The organism is Vibrio sp. CK2-1 (assembly GCF_021726515.1).
Classification (GTDB): Bacteria; Pseudomonadota; Gammaproteobacteria; order Enterobacterales; family Vibrionaceae; genus Vibrio.
In genome coordinates, this window is the sequence record NZ_JAKKCJ010000009.1 from 77,754 (window position 1) to 95,046 (window position 17,293).

Genomic DNA, 17,293 nt, shown 5'->3' on the forward strand with positions numbered 1-17,293 from the left:
GCTTTCTGAATCACAGAGAGCCGCATTAATAAATATGGGTGCTAGTACCCTCAAGGTAAACAATGAGTAACGAATTTATTTTTGGCATTCATGCCATTAACGCTGTGTTAGATAAAGACCCAGCACGCCTAGTTGAAGCATTTGTTCTTAAAGGCCGTGAAGATGACCGACTAATGCCGGTGATCAACCAACTACAGAAGTTTGGTGTATCAGTACAACAAATGGGACGTAAAGCGCTTGATGACAAAGCGCAAGGGGCGAACCACCAAGGTATTATTGCCAAAGTAAAACCAGCTAAGCAGTTAAATGAACATCACCTCGATGACATCATTGCGGCGTGCCAAGCAAAAGGTGAGCAGCCTTTATTATTAGTTTTAGATGGCGTTACCGACCCGCATAACCTAGGCGCTTGCTTGCGTAATGCTGATGCAGCCGGCGTTGCTGCGGTTATCGTACCAAAAGATAAATCTGCACCTTTGACAGGTACGGTAAGCAAAGTCGCTTGTGGCGCGGCAGAGACGGTTCCATTTGTTCGAGTGACCAACCTTGCTCGCACCATGAGAGCGCTGCAAGAACAAGGAATCTGGTTTGTCGGCACGGCGGGTGAAGCGACTCACGATATCTATCAAGCCAAATTAACTGGCCCATTGGCGATTGTAATGGGAGCAGAAGGTGACGGTATGCGCCGTTTAACTCGTGAAACCTGTGATGATTTAATCAAGATCCCAATGGCGGGTAGTGTTTCAAGCTTAAATGTCTCAGTGGCAACTGGGGTGTGTTTGTTTGAAGCTGTGCGTCAGCGTTTAGGTTAAAGCTAGAGCCGAGGTGCGGGGACGCTTCGCTAGAGAGCCGAAAAGCAGGAAATTGTTGCGAGTCGCGTGTAGCGTATTTCGTGTTTGGTAACGGCTTTTGCTTTTTGCTCTTCCTCGCAACTTGGAGCGAAGGTACTCGGCTCTCGCGGCCGGCTTTTGCTTTTTGCTCTTCCTCGCAACTCGAAGCGCAGCGTACTCGGCTCTCGCAACCTGACTTTCTGTTTTTTCGAGCCACGAGCAGCGTAGCGCCCGAGCCCCCGAGAAACGCTCCCCCCCTTTTCTTTTTCATCTTTCTCTTGCCTAATCTGGTGACGTCTTATACAATTCGCCGTCCTGAAATCTCGGTCTTTTATATTTTTCGTTCCTTGTTTCCTCCGGATGACCGAGCCAATGTGGAAACTAATAATCCGTAAGGAGCAACCTATGCGTCATTACGAAATCGTATTCATGGTGCACCCTGATCAAAGCGAGCAAGTTGCTGGCATGATCGAGCGTTACACTGGTTCTATCACTGAAGCTGGCGGTACTATCCACCGTCTAGAAGATTGGGGTCGTCGTCAAATGGCTTACCCAATCAACAAACTTCACAAAGCTCACTATGTTCTTATGAACGTAGAAGCTGGCCAAGAAGTGATTGACGAACTAGAAACTGCTTTCCGTTTTAACGATGCAGTTCTACGTAACATGATCATGCGCACTAAATCTGCAGTAACTGAACAATCAATCATGATGAAAGCACGTGAAGAACGCGCTCCTCGTCGTGAAGAGCGTTCTGAAGCTAAGTCAGAAGAAGCAGCAGCTGAGTAATCATTGATGACCAATCGATTGGAGTTAAGCGGCACTGTCGTTAAAGCTCCGGTTAGAAGCCTAAGTCCTGCCGGCATCGCTCATTGCCATTTTAGTATTGAGCACCGCTCGACAGTACAAGAAGCGAATTTACCGAGACAAGTTTATTGTCGTATGCAGGTAGTCGTGAGTGGGCAAGGGTCACAAGAATTAACTCAATATTTAGTTTTAGGTAGTCACATCAAGGTAAGTGGTTTTGTCGCTTATCACACCGGCCGAAATGGTTTGGGGAAATTGGTGTTACATGCCGACAACATTACTCAAATTTAAGATCAGGAGATAGCCCATGGCTCGTTTCTTCCGTCGTCGTAAATTCTGCCGTTTTACTGCAGAAGGCGTACAAGAGATTGATTACAAAGACGTAGCAACTCTTAAAAACTACATCACTGAAGCTGGTAAAATTGTACCTAGCCGCATCACTGGCACAAGTGCTAAATATCAGCGTCAACTAGCTCGCGCTATCAAGCGTTCTCGCTACCTAGCACTTCTTCCATACACTGACAAACATCAGTAATTGGCAGCAGTTTAATTAAGTTTAAGAGGACTAAGATAATGCAAGTTATTCTACTTGATAAAATCGGTAACCTAGGCAACCTTGGCGACCAAGTTAACGTTAAATCTGGCTACGCTCGTAACTTCCTTATCCCACAGGGTAAAGCAGTTATGGCTACTAAAGCTAACGTTGAAGTTTTCGAAGCACGTCGCGCTGAACTAGAAGCTAAAGTTGCTGAGCAACTAGCTGCTGCTCAAGCTCGCGCTGAGAAAGTTAACGCATTAGAAGCAGTTGTTGTTGCTTCTAAAGCGGGTGACGAAGGTAAACTATTTGGTTCTATCGGTACTCGTGATATCGCTGATGCAGTTACTGCAGCTGGCGTTGAGATCGTTAAGAGCGAAGTTCGTCTTCCTGAAGGCGCACTACGTACAACTGGCGAGTTTGAAATCAGCATCCAACTTCACTCTGAAGTATTTGCTGAAGTTAAACTTCAAGTTGTTGCTGCTTAATCGCTAGCATCAAAGCGTAATAAAGAAACCGGCCTAGTGTCGGTTTTTTTATGTCTAAATTTTAGGGTATTTGCTTGGTATGTGTAGAGCGTATTTGGTCGATTAGAGAATAAATAGCGATGTTACTTTGGCGAGTACAATATATTGATGGTCAGCACGGTATCTGTTTTTTCTAGGTTATTAGGTACTCGGCTTAGGTGTTCTATGCTTTGTGATATTTTCAAAGCAATATCTTCGGTTATATCGTTAATAATACTAATTTCAGTATCAAAACGAGTATTGCTTGAACCACTAACCATAGTGCCATCAAAGTTAAATGAGGTTCTATCAAGCGGTTTCCAGTTAAGAGTTAAGCTTGCACGGACAATCGGCTCGTCAACATTTTCTGGAAATATTGGGTCGTCGTCATCGATTTCATCGGTATTGGGTTCTTGATAACGATAACCAGGGCCGAGTTCGGTCTCAACTTTTAGCGTTTCGGTGTTTGTGATCTGATAACCCAAACCGGTTGAAACGGTATAATCATGAAAGTATGAACTGTATTTCGAATCTATACCTTTAAAGTTGCCATAGATATAGAATTTAGGACTGATTTTATAGTCACTTTGCAATTGATAGGTTTGTTCGCGCTCGTCTTCTTCACCATCTTCATTTTTCAGATAGATTTTTATTTCACCACTATTACGTAAGCGGCCACTGATTTGTGACAGTGATAGGCGTGCATTTAAAGCACGTTCATCTTCATTGCCTTGTTCTGAGCGATAGCCAAACTCGATTTCAGGCAACCAGGTTGAACTACCAACCGAGCTAGATTCTGTAGAAGCGTCTTTTTTCGTCGTGTCTAGCGTTTCACTGACGGCTTTTTTATCAGTACCTGTGCTTGGCTTGGCTACTTTTTCTTTTCCCTTCCCTTCATCAAGAAGCTCGGCAATAAGATCTTCATCGATGCCATCATCTTCTGAGTCTGAACTTGCAGCTTGCTCAGTTGATTGGGTGGAAGGATCGGTAGGATTATTATCTGCTGAATCTGCTGAATCTGCTGTAGTCTCGGCATCAGGTGTTGGTTCGAATGTGATCTCTTCAGAATCACTATCGGCAACTTCTGTCTCTTCAGTTGAATCTACATTTTTATTTGTTTCAGCTGTCGTTGAGTTCTCCTGCTGAGTGCTTTCAGAGGAGGGCGTTGCGGTTTGAGTATCATCCTTGGGTACGATTACGGAATTGTCGGTTACCACGCTATTATTACCTGTCACATCATTTGTTGATGATTGACTCGGTAACGCGTCTTCACTATAAGCTTGGCTGCTTATAATTAAACACAATAGTGGTAATAATCGATTTTGCACTAAGCGTGATACCTCAATAAAATAACAGCCGACGATAATAAAGGATGTCGACATTTTGCCGTCATCATAACGTTAAAACTTTTTTTATTCGATAGTGTGATTACAAATCGACACACTCAGTTATAATAGTCGACCTCATTTCGCAAGTAAGTGGTCCCATGGCAGAAAATAAACCTCGCAAAATCGTAGACGCTCAAGTTGATGCCCTTAAAGTTCCTCCTCATTCTCTAGAGGCTGAACAGTCCGTACTCGGCGGTCTTTTGCTCGATAATGAACGCTGGGATTCGATTGCTGGCAAGGTGGTAGAAAAAGACTTCTATAGTCGACCACATCGTCTTATTTTTGCCGCAATCAAAGCGATTTTAGAAAATAGCCAACCACTCGATCTTATCACTTTATCTGAGCACCTCGAACAGCGAGAAGAGCTAGAATCTGTAGGTGGTTTCGCTTATTTAGCCGATCTCGCTAAAAACACCCCTAGTGCTGCCAATATTAATGCCTATGCCGATATTGTGTGTGAACGTGCTTTAGTTCGTAACCTTATCGGTATTGCGAATGAAATCGCCGATGCAGGTTATGATCCTCAAGGGCGTAGCTCGGCAGATTTACTTGATATGGCAGAAAGTAAAGTGTTTGCCATTGCTGAAGAGCGCACTACCGAAAGTGAAGGCCCTCAAGGGGTGGATAATATCCTAGAAAAGACCCTTGAGCGAATTGAAGAATTATACAAATCACCACAAGATGGGGTGACTGGGGTTTCAACGGGCTTTACTGACCTCAATAAGAAAACGGCAGGCTTGCAAGGCTCTGATTTAATCATTGTCGCGGCACGTCCTTCGATGGGTAAAACCACTTTTGCGATGAACCTTTGTGAAAATGCCGCAATGGATCAAGAAAAGCCAGTACTGATTTTCTCACTAGAGATGCCCGCCGAACAGTTAATGATGCGTATGTTGGCTTCGTTGTCACGCGTTGACCAAACTAAGATCCGTACCGGTCAATTGGATGATGAAGATTGGGCGCGTATTTCATCGACCATGGGTATTCTGATGCAGAAGAAGAATATGTATATCGATGATAGTTCGGGTTTAACGCCAACCGATTTACGTTCACGTGCACGTCGAATAGCTCGTGAAACCGGTGGGTTATCGATGATCATGGTCGATTACCTTCAATTAATGCGTGTACCGGGTTTGCAAGATAACCGTACTTTGGAAATTTCCGAGATTTCTCGATCTCTTAAAGCGCTGGCTAAAGAATTAAATGTTCCAGTCGTTGCACTATCTCAGCTTAACCGTTCTTTGGAGCAACGTGCTGATAAACGTCCAATTAACTCGGATTTACGTGAATCTGGGGCGATTGAGCAGGATGCCGATTTGATTATGTTTATCTATCGTGATGAGGTTTACCATCCAGATAGTGCATTAAAAGGCATCGCTGAAATTATTATTGGTAAGCAGCGTAACGGTCCAATCGGCTCTGTGCGACTCACTTTCCAAGGTCAGTTCTCACGCTTTGATAATTACGCTGGCCCTGCTTTTGATGATGAATAAATAACACAATCAAGCTGGCTTTTGTTAGTCAGCTTGATTTTTTATTGCCGATTACCCCTTCCTGCATCTCAAGGACACACTGAAATGAAGCCAACTCTGGCCGCGACTGCCAAGATAGATTTAGCAGCATTGCGTCACAACTTAGAGCAAATTAAGCTCAAGGTACCGAATAGCCAAATCACCTCAATTGTTAAAGCCAATGGGTATGGCCACGGCGCGGTTCCTGTCGCGTTAGCGCTAGTGTCATTATCTGATAATTTTGGCGTAGCGAGAATTGAAGAGGCTTTAGAGTTGAGACGCGCCGGGATCAGTCAGTCGATTTTATTGTTAGAAGGCTTCTATGCCGATTCCGATCTCCCTATCTTACAAGCCAATAATCTTCATACTGCGCTACATTGTGAAGAGCAATTAGTCGCACTAGAGCAGGCAAGCTTAGCTTCTCCTATTCATGTATGGCTGAAAATTGATACGGGCATGCATCGACTAGGTGTTCGCCCAGAAGATCTTAATGCCTTTATTGAGCGTCTCCATGCTTGCCCGAATGTCGCGAAACCGCTGCGTTTTATCAGTCATTTTGGTTGTGCCGATGAGCTGGATAATCCGGTCACCATGCAACAAATAACCTTATTTACCCAATTAGCTGAACCTGGATGTGAACGTTCTATTGCCGCTTCATCAGGTATTTTAGCCTGGCCAGATAGCCACCTAGAATGGGTCAGACCGGGTATTATTCTGTATGGCGTATCACCTTTTGAAAATCAAACCGCTGAGTCTTTAGGCTTTAAACCTGCCATGACCTTAACCTCTCAATTAATTGCTGTGCGAGATGTCAAAGCTGGAGAGAGTGTTGGTTATGGTGCGACTTGGACTGCTCAACAAGATACTAAAGTAGGGGTGATTGCGATGGGCTATGGTGATGGTTATCCACGCACCGCGCCAAATGGTACACCAGTATTAATTAATGGACGTCGAGTGCCGTTAGTTGGACGCGTATCTATGGATATGTTGACGGTTGAGTTGAGCGCGGATAGTCAAGATAAAGTGGGCGATGAGGCAACTTTGTGGGGAAATGGATTGCCAGCAGAAGAAGTGGCTCATCATATTGGTACGATTGCTTACGAACTCGTGACTAAATTAACCGGGCGTGTAGCGCTACTTTATTCTGAATAACCATAATCGAACGATGAAAAAGAGAATGTCATTTATGCAGGGAAATGCGCGACAGTTATTGAGTAGTCTGTTTTGTTGGGGATTATTGACGCTATATTCCGTTAATAGCCATGCAGAACCTAATATTCAATTATCTCAACCCGCAGAGCAAAACGCCGACGTTGAACAATCTGAAACCTCTCAATCACCATCTGATACTAGTGAGGGCAAGGACGACTCTTGGTATTCTGATTTCAAAGTCGTGCCATTTGGTTTTATTTCTGATTCGATTGGTAACTCTATTGGGGCGGCGGGGTTACTTAAAGGCGTCGGCCAACCTCAAGCGGCGTTGCTAGGGGTAGCGTTTGTTTCAGATAAAGGCAGTTATGTTACTTATTTAGGTGGCTATAACTATCAATTAACTGATCGCTGGTTGGTGGATTCAGATGCCTATATTGCTCAGTTTAAAGACTATAGCTATTACCTAGGGGATGCGACTAATAACGATTCTGAGTTTAACGACTATATTGAAACCGATGGTCAGGAATCTCGAATTCAAGCTAAGTTTCGTTATGTCTTGCCGTTAGGACAGGGAAAAGAAGACGCAGCAAAAGCCAGCTATTTACCTAACCGCAAACTCACAGGAATGACGCCTTGGGATAGTGGTGTGACTACCCTTGGTATTTCGCCTTTTTATAAAACCCGCAAGCTAGATGATATTGATTACGATGAAGCCGATTCTACGTGGGGGGCGATTTTTAGTCTTGATTGGGATAACAGAGACAGTACTCGCAATACTACTCAAGGTTCTCGTACGGTATTGAATTACACCTATGCACCCGATTTAGGTAATGACGAATCATGGAGTACCTGGGAATTTCAAAACAGCCAGTATTTTGATATTGGCTCACTAGGTAACCTATTTAACAAACAAGTGATTGCTTTTGATTTCTATACTGCTGGTACACCTAGTTGGGAGCAAGGCTCTGATGGTGAACATCGTCCACCGGAATATGCTGGAGTACGCTTAGGTGGTCTATATCGTCAACGTGGTTTTTCTTCCGGTCGATTCACTGGCCGCGCGGCGATTAACTATAGTTTAGAGTATCGTGTGATGCCGGATTGGCAGCCATTACAAAACTGGCCTGTGTTTGACTGGTACAAAGTGCCGTGGTGGCAATGGGTACTTTTTACCGATGTTGGTCGAGTGGCCGATGAGTATGATGTATCGGAGCTGCATGAAAATATGCAAGTGAGCTACGGCGGCGCAGTGCGTTTTCAGGTTGAAGGTGTGGTGGTTCGCGCTGAAATGGCATGGGGCGATGAAGAAAGTATGTTCCGAGTAATGGTTAATCAACCGTTTTAAGTTATCGTGGTTATTTAATTGAATCAGTGATTTGTTGATTTCTTTAGTCACCACTTTTCTTTAAACTGATATAACGCAATATAGATCACATAAATCACTGCGATAATTATTCCATAGCAGTATAAGAAATTTTAAGTTGAGCCTATTAATTCGGCTAAGCTTGTTTTGTATCGGGGTAGGCAATTAACGATTATGTTTTTAATAAACACGACCGTTTTTGTTCTGAATAAATCCAATAGACTTATCGGGAATGAGTAATGTTGAAAAATATCAATCCAACCACAACGGCAGCGTGGAAAGCGCTAACTGAGCATTTTGAATCAGCACAAGATATGGAACTGGCTGCTTTATTCGCTCAAGATGCCGATCGTTTTAATCAATTTTCTGCAACATTTGGCTCCGACATTTTAGTCGACTACTCTAAAAATTTGTTGGATAAAGAAACCTTCACTCATTTATTTGCCCTTGCTGAGCAAACTGAACTTAAAGCAGCGATTCAAGCAATGTTTGCTGGCGATAAGATCAACCAAACTGAAGGTCGCGCCGTTTTACATACCGCTTTACGTAATCGCAGCAACACACCGGTTATGGTTGATGGCGAAGATGTTATGCCTGGCGTAAATGCTGTGCTGGCGAAAATGGAAAGCTTTACTAACCGTATCGTATCGGGTGAGTGGAAAGGCTATACCGGTAAAGAAATCACGGATGTAGTGAACATCGGTATCGGTGGTTCTGACCTTGGTCCTTACATGGTTTCTGAAGCATTAGCCGCTTACAAAACACGTCTGAACATGCACTTTGTGTCTAACGTGGATGGTACTCATATTGCTGAAACGCTAAAGAACTTGAACCCAGAAACAACCTTGTTCCTAGTGGCATCAAAAACCTTTACTACGCAAGAAACCATGACTAATGCACACAGTGCGCGTGACTGGTTCCTAGCGACGGCGCAAGATTCTGCACATGTTGCTAAACACTTCGCTGCACTTTCTACTAATGCAAAATCAGTCGAAGAGTTCGGTATTGATACGGACAACATGTTTGAATTCTGGGATTGGGTTGGCGGTCGTTATTCTTTATGGTCTGCAATCGGTCTGTCTATTTGTCTAGCGGTTGGTTTTGATAACTTTATTGAGTTATTGGAAGGTGCCCATGAGATGGATAAGCACTTTGCTAATACTGAATTTGAAAACAACATTCCTGTGATCTTGGCGTTGATTGGTATTTGGTACAACAACTTCCATGGCGCGGAATCAGAAGCTATTTTGCCTTACGATCAGTACCTACACCGTTTTGCTGCTTACTTCCAACAAGGTAACATGGAATCAAACGGTAAATATGTTGACCGTAATGGTGATGCAGTTGATTACCAAACGGGCCCAATCATTTGGGGTGAGCCGGGTACCAATGGTCAGCATGCTTTCTATCAGTTGATCCACCAAGGCACTAAGTTGATCCCATGTGATTTCATTGCCCCTGCGATCAGCCATAACCAAGTAAGCGATCATCACCAAAAATTGATGTCTAACTTCTTTGCTCAAACCGAAGCTCTAGCATTTGGTAAATCAAAAGCACAAGTTGAAGCGGAATTTGCAGCAGCAGGTAAATCGGCTGAAGAAGTGAAAGATTTGGTGAACTTTAAAGTGTTTGAAGGCAACCGCCCAACTAACTCTATTTTGGTTAAGCAAATTACGCCTAAGACACTAGGTAACCTAATTGCGATGTATGAGCATAAAATTTTTGTTCAAGGCGTGATTTGGAATATCTTCAGTTTCGACCAGTGGGGCGTAGAACTAGGTAAGCAACTTGCTAACCAAATTTTGCCTGAGTTGGCTGACAGCAATGCGGTAGACTCGCATGATAGTTCAACTAATGGTTTGATTAATGCATTTAAAGCTTTTAAAGCCTAAGCGATTAACTAAAACGTAAGTTATTTATAAACTGATATTAAAAAAGAGAAGCTCAAATTGGGCTTCTCTTTTTTTGTCAATTTTGCCATGAAGAAGAGTGAGGGTTAGTCAGATTGACAGTTTTGGCAAATCCCATGTGTTTCGATGACATGGTTAGTGAGTTTAAATCCATGTTGAGCAATATTTTTGGTCAGCAATTCAACTAAGGCTTTATCTTGAAGTTCACTGACATCACCACATTGGTCACAAATTAATAAGTGTGAAAAGTGTTTATTACTACCGTGACAATCATGCTCATCAAAAAAGCAGCATGATACAAAGCTATTGGTTGATTCCACCCGGTGAATAAATCCCTGTTCAAGCAAAAACTCTAATGCGCGATAAACCGTCGGTGGTTTTGCTTGAGGTTCGGTTTGTTTGAGTTTATCTAGTAACTCATAAGCAGTCGAAGAGCCTTTTTGTTGCCAAATTAATTCAAGCACTTGCTGACGCTGCGAGGTGAGGCGAACCCCTCGTTGTTGGCAAAGGTCCGTTACTTGTTGGATCAAACGTTTATTCAAAATCTGTTAACCTTAATTTTCATTGGTGTACGCCTTTGCTGCCTATGGTAAAATATTTGGCCAAATAAGTCAGAGATATTTATCCCATATACCATTATGAATAATTACCCAATGCAACGTTTTTCCATTGCCCCGATGCTCGATTGGACTGATCGCCATTGCCGTTACTTCCATCGCTTATTATCTGAGCATACGTTGTTATACACTGAAATGGTTACAACCGGTGCGATTATTCATGGCAAAGGGGATTTTCTGCAATTTAGCCAACAAGAGCATCCGGTGGCGTTGCAACTTGGTGGTTCGAATCCTGCTGATTTAGCCCATTGTGCCAAGCTTGCCCAAGAGCGTGGCTATGATGAAGTGAATCTAAATGTCGGTTGTCCTTCCGATCGTGTACAAAATGGCAAATTTGGTGCGTGCTTAATGGCAGAACCTGAGCTGGTGGCTGATTGCATGGCCGCGATGCGTGAAGTGGTGGATATTCCGGTTACGGTAAAAACGCGTATTGGTATTGATGATCAAGATTCCTATGAGTTTTTAACCCGCTTTATTGCTATGGTGAGCGAAAAGGGTGGTGCTGATCAATTTACCATCCATGCTCGTAAAGCTTGGCTAAGTGGATTAAGTCCCAAAGAAAACCGTGAAATTCCAGAGCTGGACTACCCTCGCGCCTACCAACTTAAACAAGATTTTCCTGATTTAACTATTGCGATTAATGGTGGCGTGAAAACCATTGAGGATTCATTGACTCATTTAGAGCACCTTGACGGTGTGATGGTTGGGCGTGAAGCTTACCAAAATCCTTATTTGCTAGCCGAAGTCGATCAGAAAATATTTGGCAGTGATAAGCCGATTAAGAAACGTCGTCAGGTAGTACAAGAAATGCTGCCTTACATTGAACAAGAAATGGCGGCCGGTGCTAGCCTAGGTCATATCACTCGTCACATGCTAGGTTTATTCCAAGCAATGCCTGGCGCTCGTCAATGGCGACGTTATATTAGTGAAAATGCTCATAAACCGGGTGCTGGTATTGAAGTCGTTGAAGCGGCATTAGCCAAAATTCCAGCAGAATTGGACGTTTAATCTCACTTCTGAAGTGGCGGATTTGGCCTTTTATTGGTTAAATCCGCTTTTTTATTGTCTCACCTTTTTTGCCTCGCTTTAAGTTACTGAATTTTAAGTTTTTATATTTGGTTTAACTTGGCGCGTAATCTGCATAGCTAGTTAAATGCAATATCTGACTTTGATTAAATAGGACTATTTATGTTTGAACTGCTTTGTATTCTCGTTTTTATCGGCATGTTGATGTTCACGGGTGTAACCATGGTGACTTTCTTTATCGCTTTAGCGGCTGCGCTCGTGTTTGCCTTTATCGTGAGCATGGTAGGGGCGGTGATAAAACTACTGCCTTGGATCATTGTCGCGTTGATAGGTTTGTATATTTATAAACACTACAATAAGCCAAGCTCTTATTAATTTTTTTGACAGGAGGAGGGTAATTTACCCGCCAAACTAGCAAGTTCTGAAATTTGCGCCATGATTAATAGTGAGCATTGTGAGTGACATGGAAGGGCACATCATGACCGTGACAGAACTTCGCCGTTTATATCAAGATAAGCAATTGATTGAAGCGATTATTGAGTCCTCTATTGAAGAGGAAAGCTGGATTGTCGAATTTCGCCATAATAGAGGTGGCTTAGTGTTACTGACTGATGAGCATGGAAAAGAATGTCATTATCAAGATGCCGACGAAGCTTCTCGCTCCGCTTTAGATGTGGGTTTTAAACAAGTTCGTATTGCTAACAAATAGTCATTAAGAAACAGCGGACTAACGGCTGTTTTTTCTCTGCTTTTATTATTTCTCTCCTTTCTTATTTCCAAAAAGTTATAAAACATACTTATCAATTCTTTCTCGCGATTCATCAGAGTCGTTAATCTATTGTCATGAAGCAATAATATTGTATCCCTAAATGTTCCCACCTGAATTGAGAACGTTTGAGCTTATATAAAAGATAGGATGTCGTGACATGTTACTTAAGGATCTTTCTGCTTTGGCAAGTCCGCTCAATGATCAACAAATCGGTCAATTGCAGCAGGCTATGTCTGAGTTATCACCGCAGCAGCTTGCGTGGGTGAGTGGTTACTTCTGGGGGCTAAGCCAAACCGGACAACCAGCAACCGGAGGCGCTACTCAATCTCAACTTTCAGTCGCCGCTGAACCTGCTGGCAAATTGACTATTATCTATGCCTCACAAACCGGTAATGCCAAAGGCGTCGCTGAAGCGTTAAAAAATGAAGCTGATGCCAATGGTATCGCCGTAGAATTATTTGATGCTAGTGATTACAAAGGTAAGAATCTCGCCAAAGAAACTCATGTCATTATTGTTGCCTCAACCAATGGTGAAGGGGAAGCGCCAGATAATGCGATTGAGTTGCATGAATTCCTGCAATCTAAAAAAGCGCCTAAATTAGCCAATTTAAAATATGCGGTTATTGCACTAGGTGATTCTAGTTATGAGTTTTTCTGCCAAACCGGTAAAGATTTCGATAGTTACTTAAGCAAGCTTGGTGCAACGGCTTTCCTTGACCGCCTTGATTGTGATGTTGATTATGAAGCTCCGGCGAGTGAGTGGCGTAAACAAGCATTAGAAAAAGTAAAAGAAACGCTATCGGCGAGTGATGCACAAGTGGTGCAATTACCGGTAGGGCAAAGTGCCCATGTTGAAAGCCCTTGGAATAAACAAACTCCTTACACTGCGAGTTTACTGACTAGTCAAAAGATTACCGGTCGTGATTCAGGTAAAGATGTTCGACATATTGAAATTGATCTTGAAGGCTCAGGTATCACTTATCAACCTGGTGATGCACTAGGGGTATGGTATGAAAACAGTTCAGATCTAGTGGCTGCGATTTTGGATCAAGTCGGTTTATCTGGAATAGAAAGCATTGAACTCGATGGAGAAAGCATTTCTATTCATAGTGCACTGGTTAATAAGTTTGAAATTACCGCCTCTAACCCACAGTTTGTCACAAAGTACTCAGAGTTATCTGGTAGTAAGAGGCTACAAAAGCTGGTGGACGATAAAGATAAGCTGCGTGAGTACGCTGGTAACACTCAGATTATTGATGTTTTAAAAGAAAAGAAAACCAAACTGACCGCAGAAGAACTCGCTAGCCTATTCCGAAAATTAACACCGAGACTTTATTCGATTGCTTCGAGCCAAGCTGAAGTTGAAGATGAAGTGCATTTAACGGTTGGTCTGGTTGAATATCAGCAAGGCGAAGAAACTCGTTATGGTGGTGCGTCTCATTATCTGACTCATCGTTTGGAAGAAGGGGATAACGTTAAAGTTTTCATTGAACACAATAATAACTTTAAGTTACCACAAGACGATAATACTCCAGTGATCATGATTGGTCCGGGAACGGGGATTGCACCTTTCCGTAGCTTTATTCAAGAAAGAGAAGCGCGAGATGCTGAAGGTAAAAACTGGTTATTCTTTGGCGACCGTACCTTTACTCAAGATTTCTTATATCAAGTTGAATGGCAAAAGTATTTGAAATCAGGTGTGCTAACAAAACTCGATGTTGCCTTTAGCCGAGATCAGGCTGAGAAGGTGTATGTCCAAGATCGAATTTTAGAAAATGCCGCTGAAGTTTGGCAATGGTTACAGCAAGGTGCGTACCTTTATGTCTGTGGCGATGCGAACCGTATGGCTAAAGATGTTCATGAAGCATTAATTTCAGTTGCGCAAGAACAAGGAAAACTCGGTCGTGAGCAGGCAGAAGCGTTTGTGAATGACCTACGTAAAGCAAAACGTTATCAAAGGGATGTGTACTAATGAGCACGAAAGAACAAGTAGTATTAGGCGAAGTATTAGGTCCACTTTCTGATGGTGAGCGTTTAAAAGCTGAGAGTAACTTTTTACGTGGCACGATTGCAGAAGATCTACAAAACCCAATTACTGGTGCAGTGACGGGCGATAATTTTACATTGATTCGTTTTCACGGCATGTACTTACAAGATGATCGTGATATCCGAGCTGAGCGTGCCAAGCAAAAACTAGAACCGCTACATACTTTGATGGTTCGTGCGCGTTTACCGGCGGGCGTGATCACGCCAACCCAATGGCTTGGTGTCGATAAGTGGGCGGATGAACATACTTTATATGGCAGTATTCGTTTAACCACGCGTCAAACCTTTCAATATCATGGCATTTTAAAGCCGAATATTAAGAAGGTTCATAAAGCGCTGAACTCGATTGGTATTGATTCGATTGGTACTGCAGCAGATATGAACCGAAATGTACTATGTACGGCGAATCCATATCAATCAGAAGTACATCAAGAAGCGTATGAATGGTCAAAGAAAATCAGTGAGCACTTTTTGCCACACGCTCGAGGCTATGCGGAAGTTTGGTTGGATGCGGAAAAAATCGATAGTACGGTTCAAGAAGAAGAGCCTATTTTGGGGCGCACCTACTTACCACGTAAATTTAAAACCACGATTGCGATTCCACCATTAAACGATGTAGATGTTCATGCCAATGACTTAAACTTTGTGGCCATTGAAGAGAGCGGCAAGTTAATTGGTTTTAACGTGCTGGTGGGCGGTGGCCTTGCGATGACTCATGGTGATACGTCTACTTATCCTCGTCGTGCAGATGACTTTGGCTTTATTCCGGTTGATCAAACTTTGGCATTTGCTGAAGCGGTGGTAACCACGCAACGTGATTGGGGTAACCGTTCTAACCGTAAAAATGCCAAAACCAAATACACATTAGACCGTGTTGGTATTGATGTATTTAAAGCGGAAGTTGAAAAACGCGCTGGAAGTCAATTTGAAGCAAGTCGTCCTTATGAGTTTACTGAGCGTGGCGATCGCATTGGTTGGTCTGAAGGGATTGACGGTAAACACTACTTGTCTCTATTTATAGAGAATGGCCGTATTTTAGATTACCCAGATAAACCTCTTAAAACAGGTATGGCTGAATTGGCGAAAGTGCATAAAGGTGACTTCCGCATTACGGCAAACCAAAACTTGATAGTGGCTGGCGTATCTGCTGATCAAAAAGAGTTAATAGAGAGTATTGCAGTAAAACATGGCTTAATGGATGCATCGACTAGTGAGCAACGCAAAAACTCGATGGCGTGTGTGGCATTTCCAACTTGTCCATTAGCAATGGCTGAGGCAGAGCGTTTCCTTCCTTCTTTTGTTACGGAAGTGGAAGGTATTTTAGAAAAGCATCAGTTACCGAAAGAAGAGAATATTATTTTACGAGTAACAGGCTGTCCGAATGGCTGTGGTCGAGCGATGTTAGCTGAGGTTGGTTTAGTCGGAAAAGCACCTGGCCGTTATAACTTACACTTAGGCGGTAACCGTAGCGGTACTCGTGTACCTAAGATGTATAAAGAGAACATTACGGATAAACAAATTCTACAAGAGATCGATGAGCTGGTGGCTCGCTGGTCTAAAGAACGTGAAGACAAAGAAGCGTTCGGCGATTTTGTGATTCGTGTTGGTATTATCGATGAGGTCGTGATCTCTAAGAGGGACTTCTATGCTTAGTACACAAGAAAAGAGTTTAGATATAGAGAAGCTCGTCAATCTTAATAAAGTAGAGCAAAGTTTGATGCTTGCAGAGATTAATGCTCAGCTTGAAGAAATGACAGCTCAACAAAGAATTCGCTGGGCTTTAGAAAACTTGCAAGGTGAGTTTGCGGTGTCTTCAAGTTTTGGCATCCAAGCTGCAGTAATGTTGCATTTGGCAACGGAAGTGAAAGCAGACATTCCCGTCATATTGACAGATACAGGATATCTATTCCCAGAAACTTATCGATTCATTGACGAGTTAAAGGAAAAGCTTACCCTTAACTTACAAGTTTTCCGAGCTGAACAAAGTCCTAATTGGCAGGAAGCTTCTTACGGCAAACTTTGGGAACAAGGTGTCGATGGCATTGAGAAGTACAACCGGATAAATAAAGTAGAGCCAATGCGACGTGCATTAAAAGAGCTTAATGTTTCTACCTGGTTTTCAGGGTTGAGACGTGAGCAATCAAATACACGTAATGGACTACCTATCCTTGCGGTTCAAAATGGTGTTTTTAAGTTTTTACCGATCATCGATTGGAGTAATAAAGAGATACATCAATATTTAGAAAAACATGGGTTGTCTTATCACCCATTATGGGAGGAAGGTTATCTCTCAGTTGGAGATACTCATACTACTCGCAAATGGGAACCAGGAATGACGGAAGAAGAAACACGATTCTTTGGTTTGAAGCGGGAATGTGGTCTCCATGAAGATGATCCTGAGCAGCAACAAGATGGTTCTGGAATATAAAATCTAACCTTAAGCGTTTATTTATATATAAAGAAGAGGCTATACACTTTGGTGATAGCCTCTTTTTCATTTAGACCAGTAGCTAAATTACCTCTATTTTGTGGATAACTTGTTATTAAGGTAAGGGTAAAGTGGTATAAATAAGGCTTTGGGCGGAAAGTGACCATCTAAGCTATATTTTTAAAGTTTTTTAAAGAAAAGGGTTGCCAATGTGATTTGGATCTCTATAATGCGACCTCACTGACACGGAGCACACAGCCTAACGGCAGCAACGAGTCAGAGGTCAAAACCTTCTCAAAAAGGTTTGCGGAAAAAGTTTTAAAAAAGTGTTTGACACGAACTTTTAAATCGCTAAAATGGCCGCCCTGTTCAACGAGACGCGCTAAGCGCTTTCAATAAGAACAA

The 17,293-nt window shown here is 42.7% G+C and carries 17 protein-coding genes; 15 read left to right on the forward strand and 2 right to left on the reverse strand.

The window, feature by feature from the left end; genetic code table 11:
* Positions 1 to 62 precede the first annotated feature (62 nt).
* From rlmB to rplI, 5 genes are all read left to right on the forward strand, one after another.
* Positions 63 to 812 (forward strand): 23S rRNA (guanosine(2251)-2'-O)-methyltransferase RlmB, encoded by a 750-nt coding sequence (gene rlmB / locus L3V25_RS16150; protein ID WP_237296471.1) that lies wholly within the window; start codon positions 63 to 65, stop codon positions 810 to 812.
* 423 nt (positions 813 to 1,235) lie between these two features.
* Positions 1,236 to 1,619: a 30S ribosomal protein S6 gene (gene rpsF / locus L3V25_RS16155; RefSeq protein WP_089124580.1), complete on the forward strand. Its 384-nt coding sequence runs from the start codon at positions 1,236 to 1,238 to the stop codon at positions 1,617 to 1,619.
* Positions 1,620 to 1,625: 6 nt separating this feature from the next.
* Entirely contained in the window at positions 1,626 to 1,928 is a 303-nt protein-coding gene (gene priB / locus L3V25_RS16160) for a primosomal replication protein N (RefSeq protein ID WP_237296472.1), read from the forward strand.
* Between the two features lie 16 nt (positions 1,929 to 1,944).
* On the forward strand, positions 1,945 to 2,172 hold the full coding sequence (rpsR, locus tag L3V25_RS16165) for a 30S ribosomal protein S18 (RefSeq protein ID WP_000090472.1): 228 nt from the start codon (positions 1,945 to 1,947) through the stop codon (positions 2,170 to 2,172).
* Positions 2,173 to 2,210: 38 nt separating this feature from the next.
* Entirely contained in the window at positions 2,211 to 2,660 is a 450-nt protein-coding gene (gene rplI / locus L3V25_RS16170; RefSeq protein WP_193001519.1) for a 50S ribosomal protein L9, read from the forward strand.
* A gap of 122 nt (positions 2,661 to 2,782) precedes the next feature.
* Here rplI and L3V25_RS16175 read toward each other — a convergent pair whose 3' ends face one another.
* Positions 2,783 to 4,060, reverse strand: a complete 1,278-nt coding sequence (locus tag L3V25_RS16175; protein ID WP_237296473.1) for a DUF481 domain-containing protein — start codon at positions 4,058 to 4,060, stop codon at positions 2,783 to 2,785.
* 104 nt (positions 4,061 to 4,164) lie between these two features.
* Between L3V25_RS16175 and L3V25_RS16180 the strand changes: the two genes are divergently transcribed.
* The 4 genes from L3V25_RS16180 to pgi all read left to right on the forward strand — a co-directional run bounded on the left by L3V25_RS16180 (position 4,165) and on the right by pgi (position 9,984).
* On the forward strand, positions 4,165 to 5,559 hold the full coding sequence (locus tag L3V25_RS16180) for a replicative DNA helicase (protein WP_237296474.1): 1,395 nt from the start codon (positions 4,165 to 4,167) through the stop codon (positions 5,557 to 5,559).
* A gap of 84 nt (positions 5,560 to 5,643) precedes the next feature.
* Positions 5,644 to 6,729: an alanine racemase gene (gene alr / locus L3V25_RS16185; protein WP_237296475.1), complete on the forward strand. Its 1,086-nt coding sequence runs from the start codon at positions 5,644 to 5,646 to the stop codon at positions 6,727 to 6,729.
* A 34-nt stretch (positions 6,730 to 6,763) separates the two neighbouring features.
* A complete protein-coding gene (locus tag L3V25_RS16190) occupies positions 6,764 to 8,074 on the forward strand; it encodes a BamA/TamA family outer membrane protein (protein WP_237296476.1) in 1,311 nt (436 codons plus the stop codon).
* A 257-nt stretch (positions 8,075 to 8,331) separates the two neighbouring features.
* Positions 8,332 to 9,984 carry a glucose-6-phosphate isomerase gene (gene pgi, locus L3V25_RS16195; RefSeq protein ID WP_237296477.1) on the forward strand — a complete coding sequence of 551 codons (1,653 nt, stop codon included), beginning with the start codon at positions 8,332 to 8,334 and terminating at the stop codon, positions 9,982 to 9,984.
* Between the two features lie 104 nt (positions 9,985 to 10,088).
* On the opposite strand, the gene zur is transcribed toward pgi, so the two are convergent.
* Positions 10,089 to 10,547, reverse strand: coding sequence for a zinc uptake transcriptional repressor Zur (gene zur / locus L3V25_RS16200; protein WP_237296484.1), 459 nt, complete (start codon positions 10,545 to 10,547; stop codon positions 10,089 to 10,091).
* 93 nt (positions 10,548 to 10,640) lie between these two features.
* On the opposite strand from zur, the gene dusA reads away from it, so the two are divergent.
* From dusA to L3V25_RS16230, 6 genes are all read left to right on the forward strand, one after another.
* The gene (gene dusA, locus L3V25_RS16205) at positions 10,641 to 11,627 is read left to right on the forward strand and encodes a tRNA dihydrouridine(20/20a) synthase DusA (protein WP_237296478.1); all 987 of its coding nucleotides are present in this window, start codon (positions 10,641 to 10,643) and stop codon (positions 11,625 to 11,627) included.
* Positions 11,628 to 11,807: 180 nt separating this feature from the next.
* On the forward strand, positions 11,808 to 12,020 hold the full coding sequence (locus L3V25_RS16210) for an envelope stress response protein PspG (protein ID WP_027695412.1): 213 nt from the start codon (positions 11,808 to 11,810) through the stop codon (positions 12,018 to 12,020).
* A 103-nt stretch (positions 12,021 to 12,123) separates the two neighbouring features.
* A complete protein-coding gene (locus tag L3V25_RS16215) occupies positions 12,124 to 12,354 on the forward strand; it encodes a hypothetical protein (protein WP_027695413.1) in 231 nt (76 codons plus the stop codon).
* 217 nt (positions 12,355 to 12,571) lie between these two features.
* A complete protein-coding gene (locus L3V25_RS16220; protein WP_237296479.1) occupies positions 12,572 to 14,386 on the forward strand; it encodes an assimilatory sulfite reductase (NADPH) flavoprotein subunit in 1,815 nt (604 codons plus the stop codon).
* Positions 14,386 to 16,113, forward strand: a complete 1,728-nt coding sequence (gene cysI, locus L3V25_RS16225) for an assimilatory sulfite reductase (NADPH) hemoprotein subunit (RefSeq protein ID WP_237296480.1) — start codon at positions 14,386 to 14,388, stop codon at positions 16,111 to 16,113. The genes L3V25_RS16220 and cysI overlap by 1 nt, the downstream gene beginning before the upstream one ends.
* Positions 16,106 to 16,888, forward strand: a complete 783-nt coding sequence (locus L3V25_RS16230) for a phosphoadenylyl-sulfate reductase (protein ID WP_237296481.1) — start codon at positions 16,106 to 16,108, stop codon at positions 16,886 to 16,888. The genes cysI and L3V25_RS16230 overlap by 8 nt, the downstream gene beginning before the upstream one ends.
* The last annotated feature ends 405 nt before the right edge of the window (positions 16,889 to 17,293 follow it).

What these genes read in the sequence shown, in the direction of transcription:
- alr (WP_237296475.1), top strand. Translation starts at nt 5,644, where the DNA reads ATGAAGCCAACTCTGGCCGCGACTGCCAAGATAGATTTAGCAGCATTG.
- rpsR (WP_000090472.1), top strand. Translation starts at nt 1,945, where the DNA reads ATGGCTCGTTTCTTCCGTCGTCGTAAATTCTGCCGTTTTACTGCAGAA.
- L3V25_RS16215 (WP_027695413.1), top strand. Translation starts at nt 12,124, where the DNA reads ATGACCGTGACAGAACTTCGCCGTTTATATCAAGATAAGCAATTGATT.
- rlmB (WP_237296471.1), top strand. Translation starts at nt 63, where the DNA reads ATGAGTAACGAATTTATTTTTGGCATTCATGCCATTAACGCTGTGTTA.
- cysI (WP_237296480.1), top strand. Translation starts at nt 14,386, where the DNA reads ATGAGCACGAAAGAACAAGTAGTATTAGGCGAAGTATTAGGTCCACTT.
- L3V25_RS16180 (WP_237296474.1), top strand. Translation starts at nt 4,165, where the DNA reads ATGGCAGAAAATAAACCTCGCAAAATCGTAGACGCTCAAGTTGATGCC.
- priB (WP_237296472.1), top strand. Translation starts at nt 1,626, where the DNA reads ATGACCAATCGATTGGAGTTAAGCGGCACTGTCGTTAAAGCTCCGGTT.
- rpsF (WP_089124580.1), top strand. Translation starts at nt 1,236, where the DNA reads ATGCGTCATTACGAAATCGTATTCATGGTGCACCCTGATCAAAGCGAG.
- rplI (WP_193001519.1), top strand. Translation starts at nt 2,211, where the DNA reads ATGCAAGTTATTCTACTTGATAAAATCGGTAACCTAGGCAACCTTGGC.
- L3V25_RS16220 (WP_237296479.1), top strand. Translation starts at nt 12,572, where the DNA reads ATGTTACTTAAGGATCTTTCTGCTTTGGCAAGTCCGCTCAATGATCAA.
- dusA (WP_237296478.1), top strand. Translation starts at nt 10,641, where the DNA reads ATGAATAATTACCCAATGCAACGTTTTTCCATTGCCCCGATGCTCGAT.
- L3V25_RS16175 (WP_237296473.1), bottom strand. Translation starts at nt 4,060, where the DNA reads ATGTCGACATCCTTTATTATCGTCGGCTGTTATTTTATTGAGGTATCA.
- L3V25_RS16190 (WP_237296476.1), top strand. Translation starts at nt 6,764, where the DNA reads ATGCAGGGAAATGCGCGACAGTTATTGAGTAGTCTGTTTTGTTGGGGA.
- L3V25_RS16210 (WP_027695412.1), top strand. Translation starts at nt 11,808, where the DNA reads ATGTTTGAACTGCTTTGTATTCTCGTTTTTATCGGCATGTTGATGTTC.
- pgi (WP_237296477.1), top strand. Translation starts at nt 8,332, where the DNA reads ATGTTGAAAAATATCAATCCAACCACAACGGCAGCGTGGAAAGCGCTA.
- L3V25_RS16230 (WP_237296481.1), top strand. Translation starts at nt 16,106, where the DNA reads ATGCTTAGTACACAAGAAAAGAGTTTAGATATAGAGAAGCTCGTCAAT.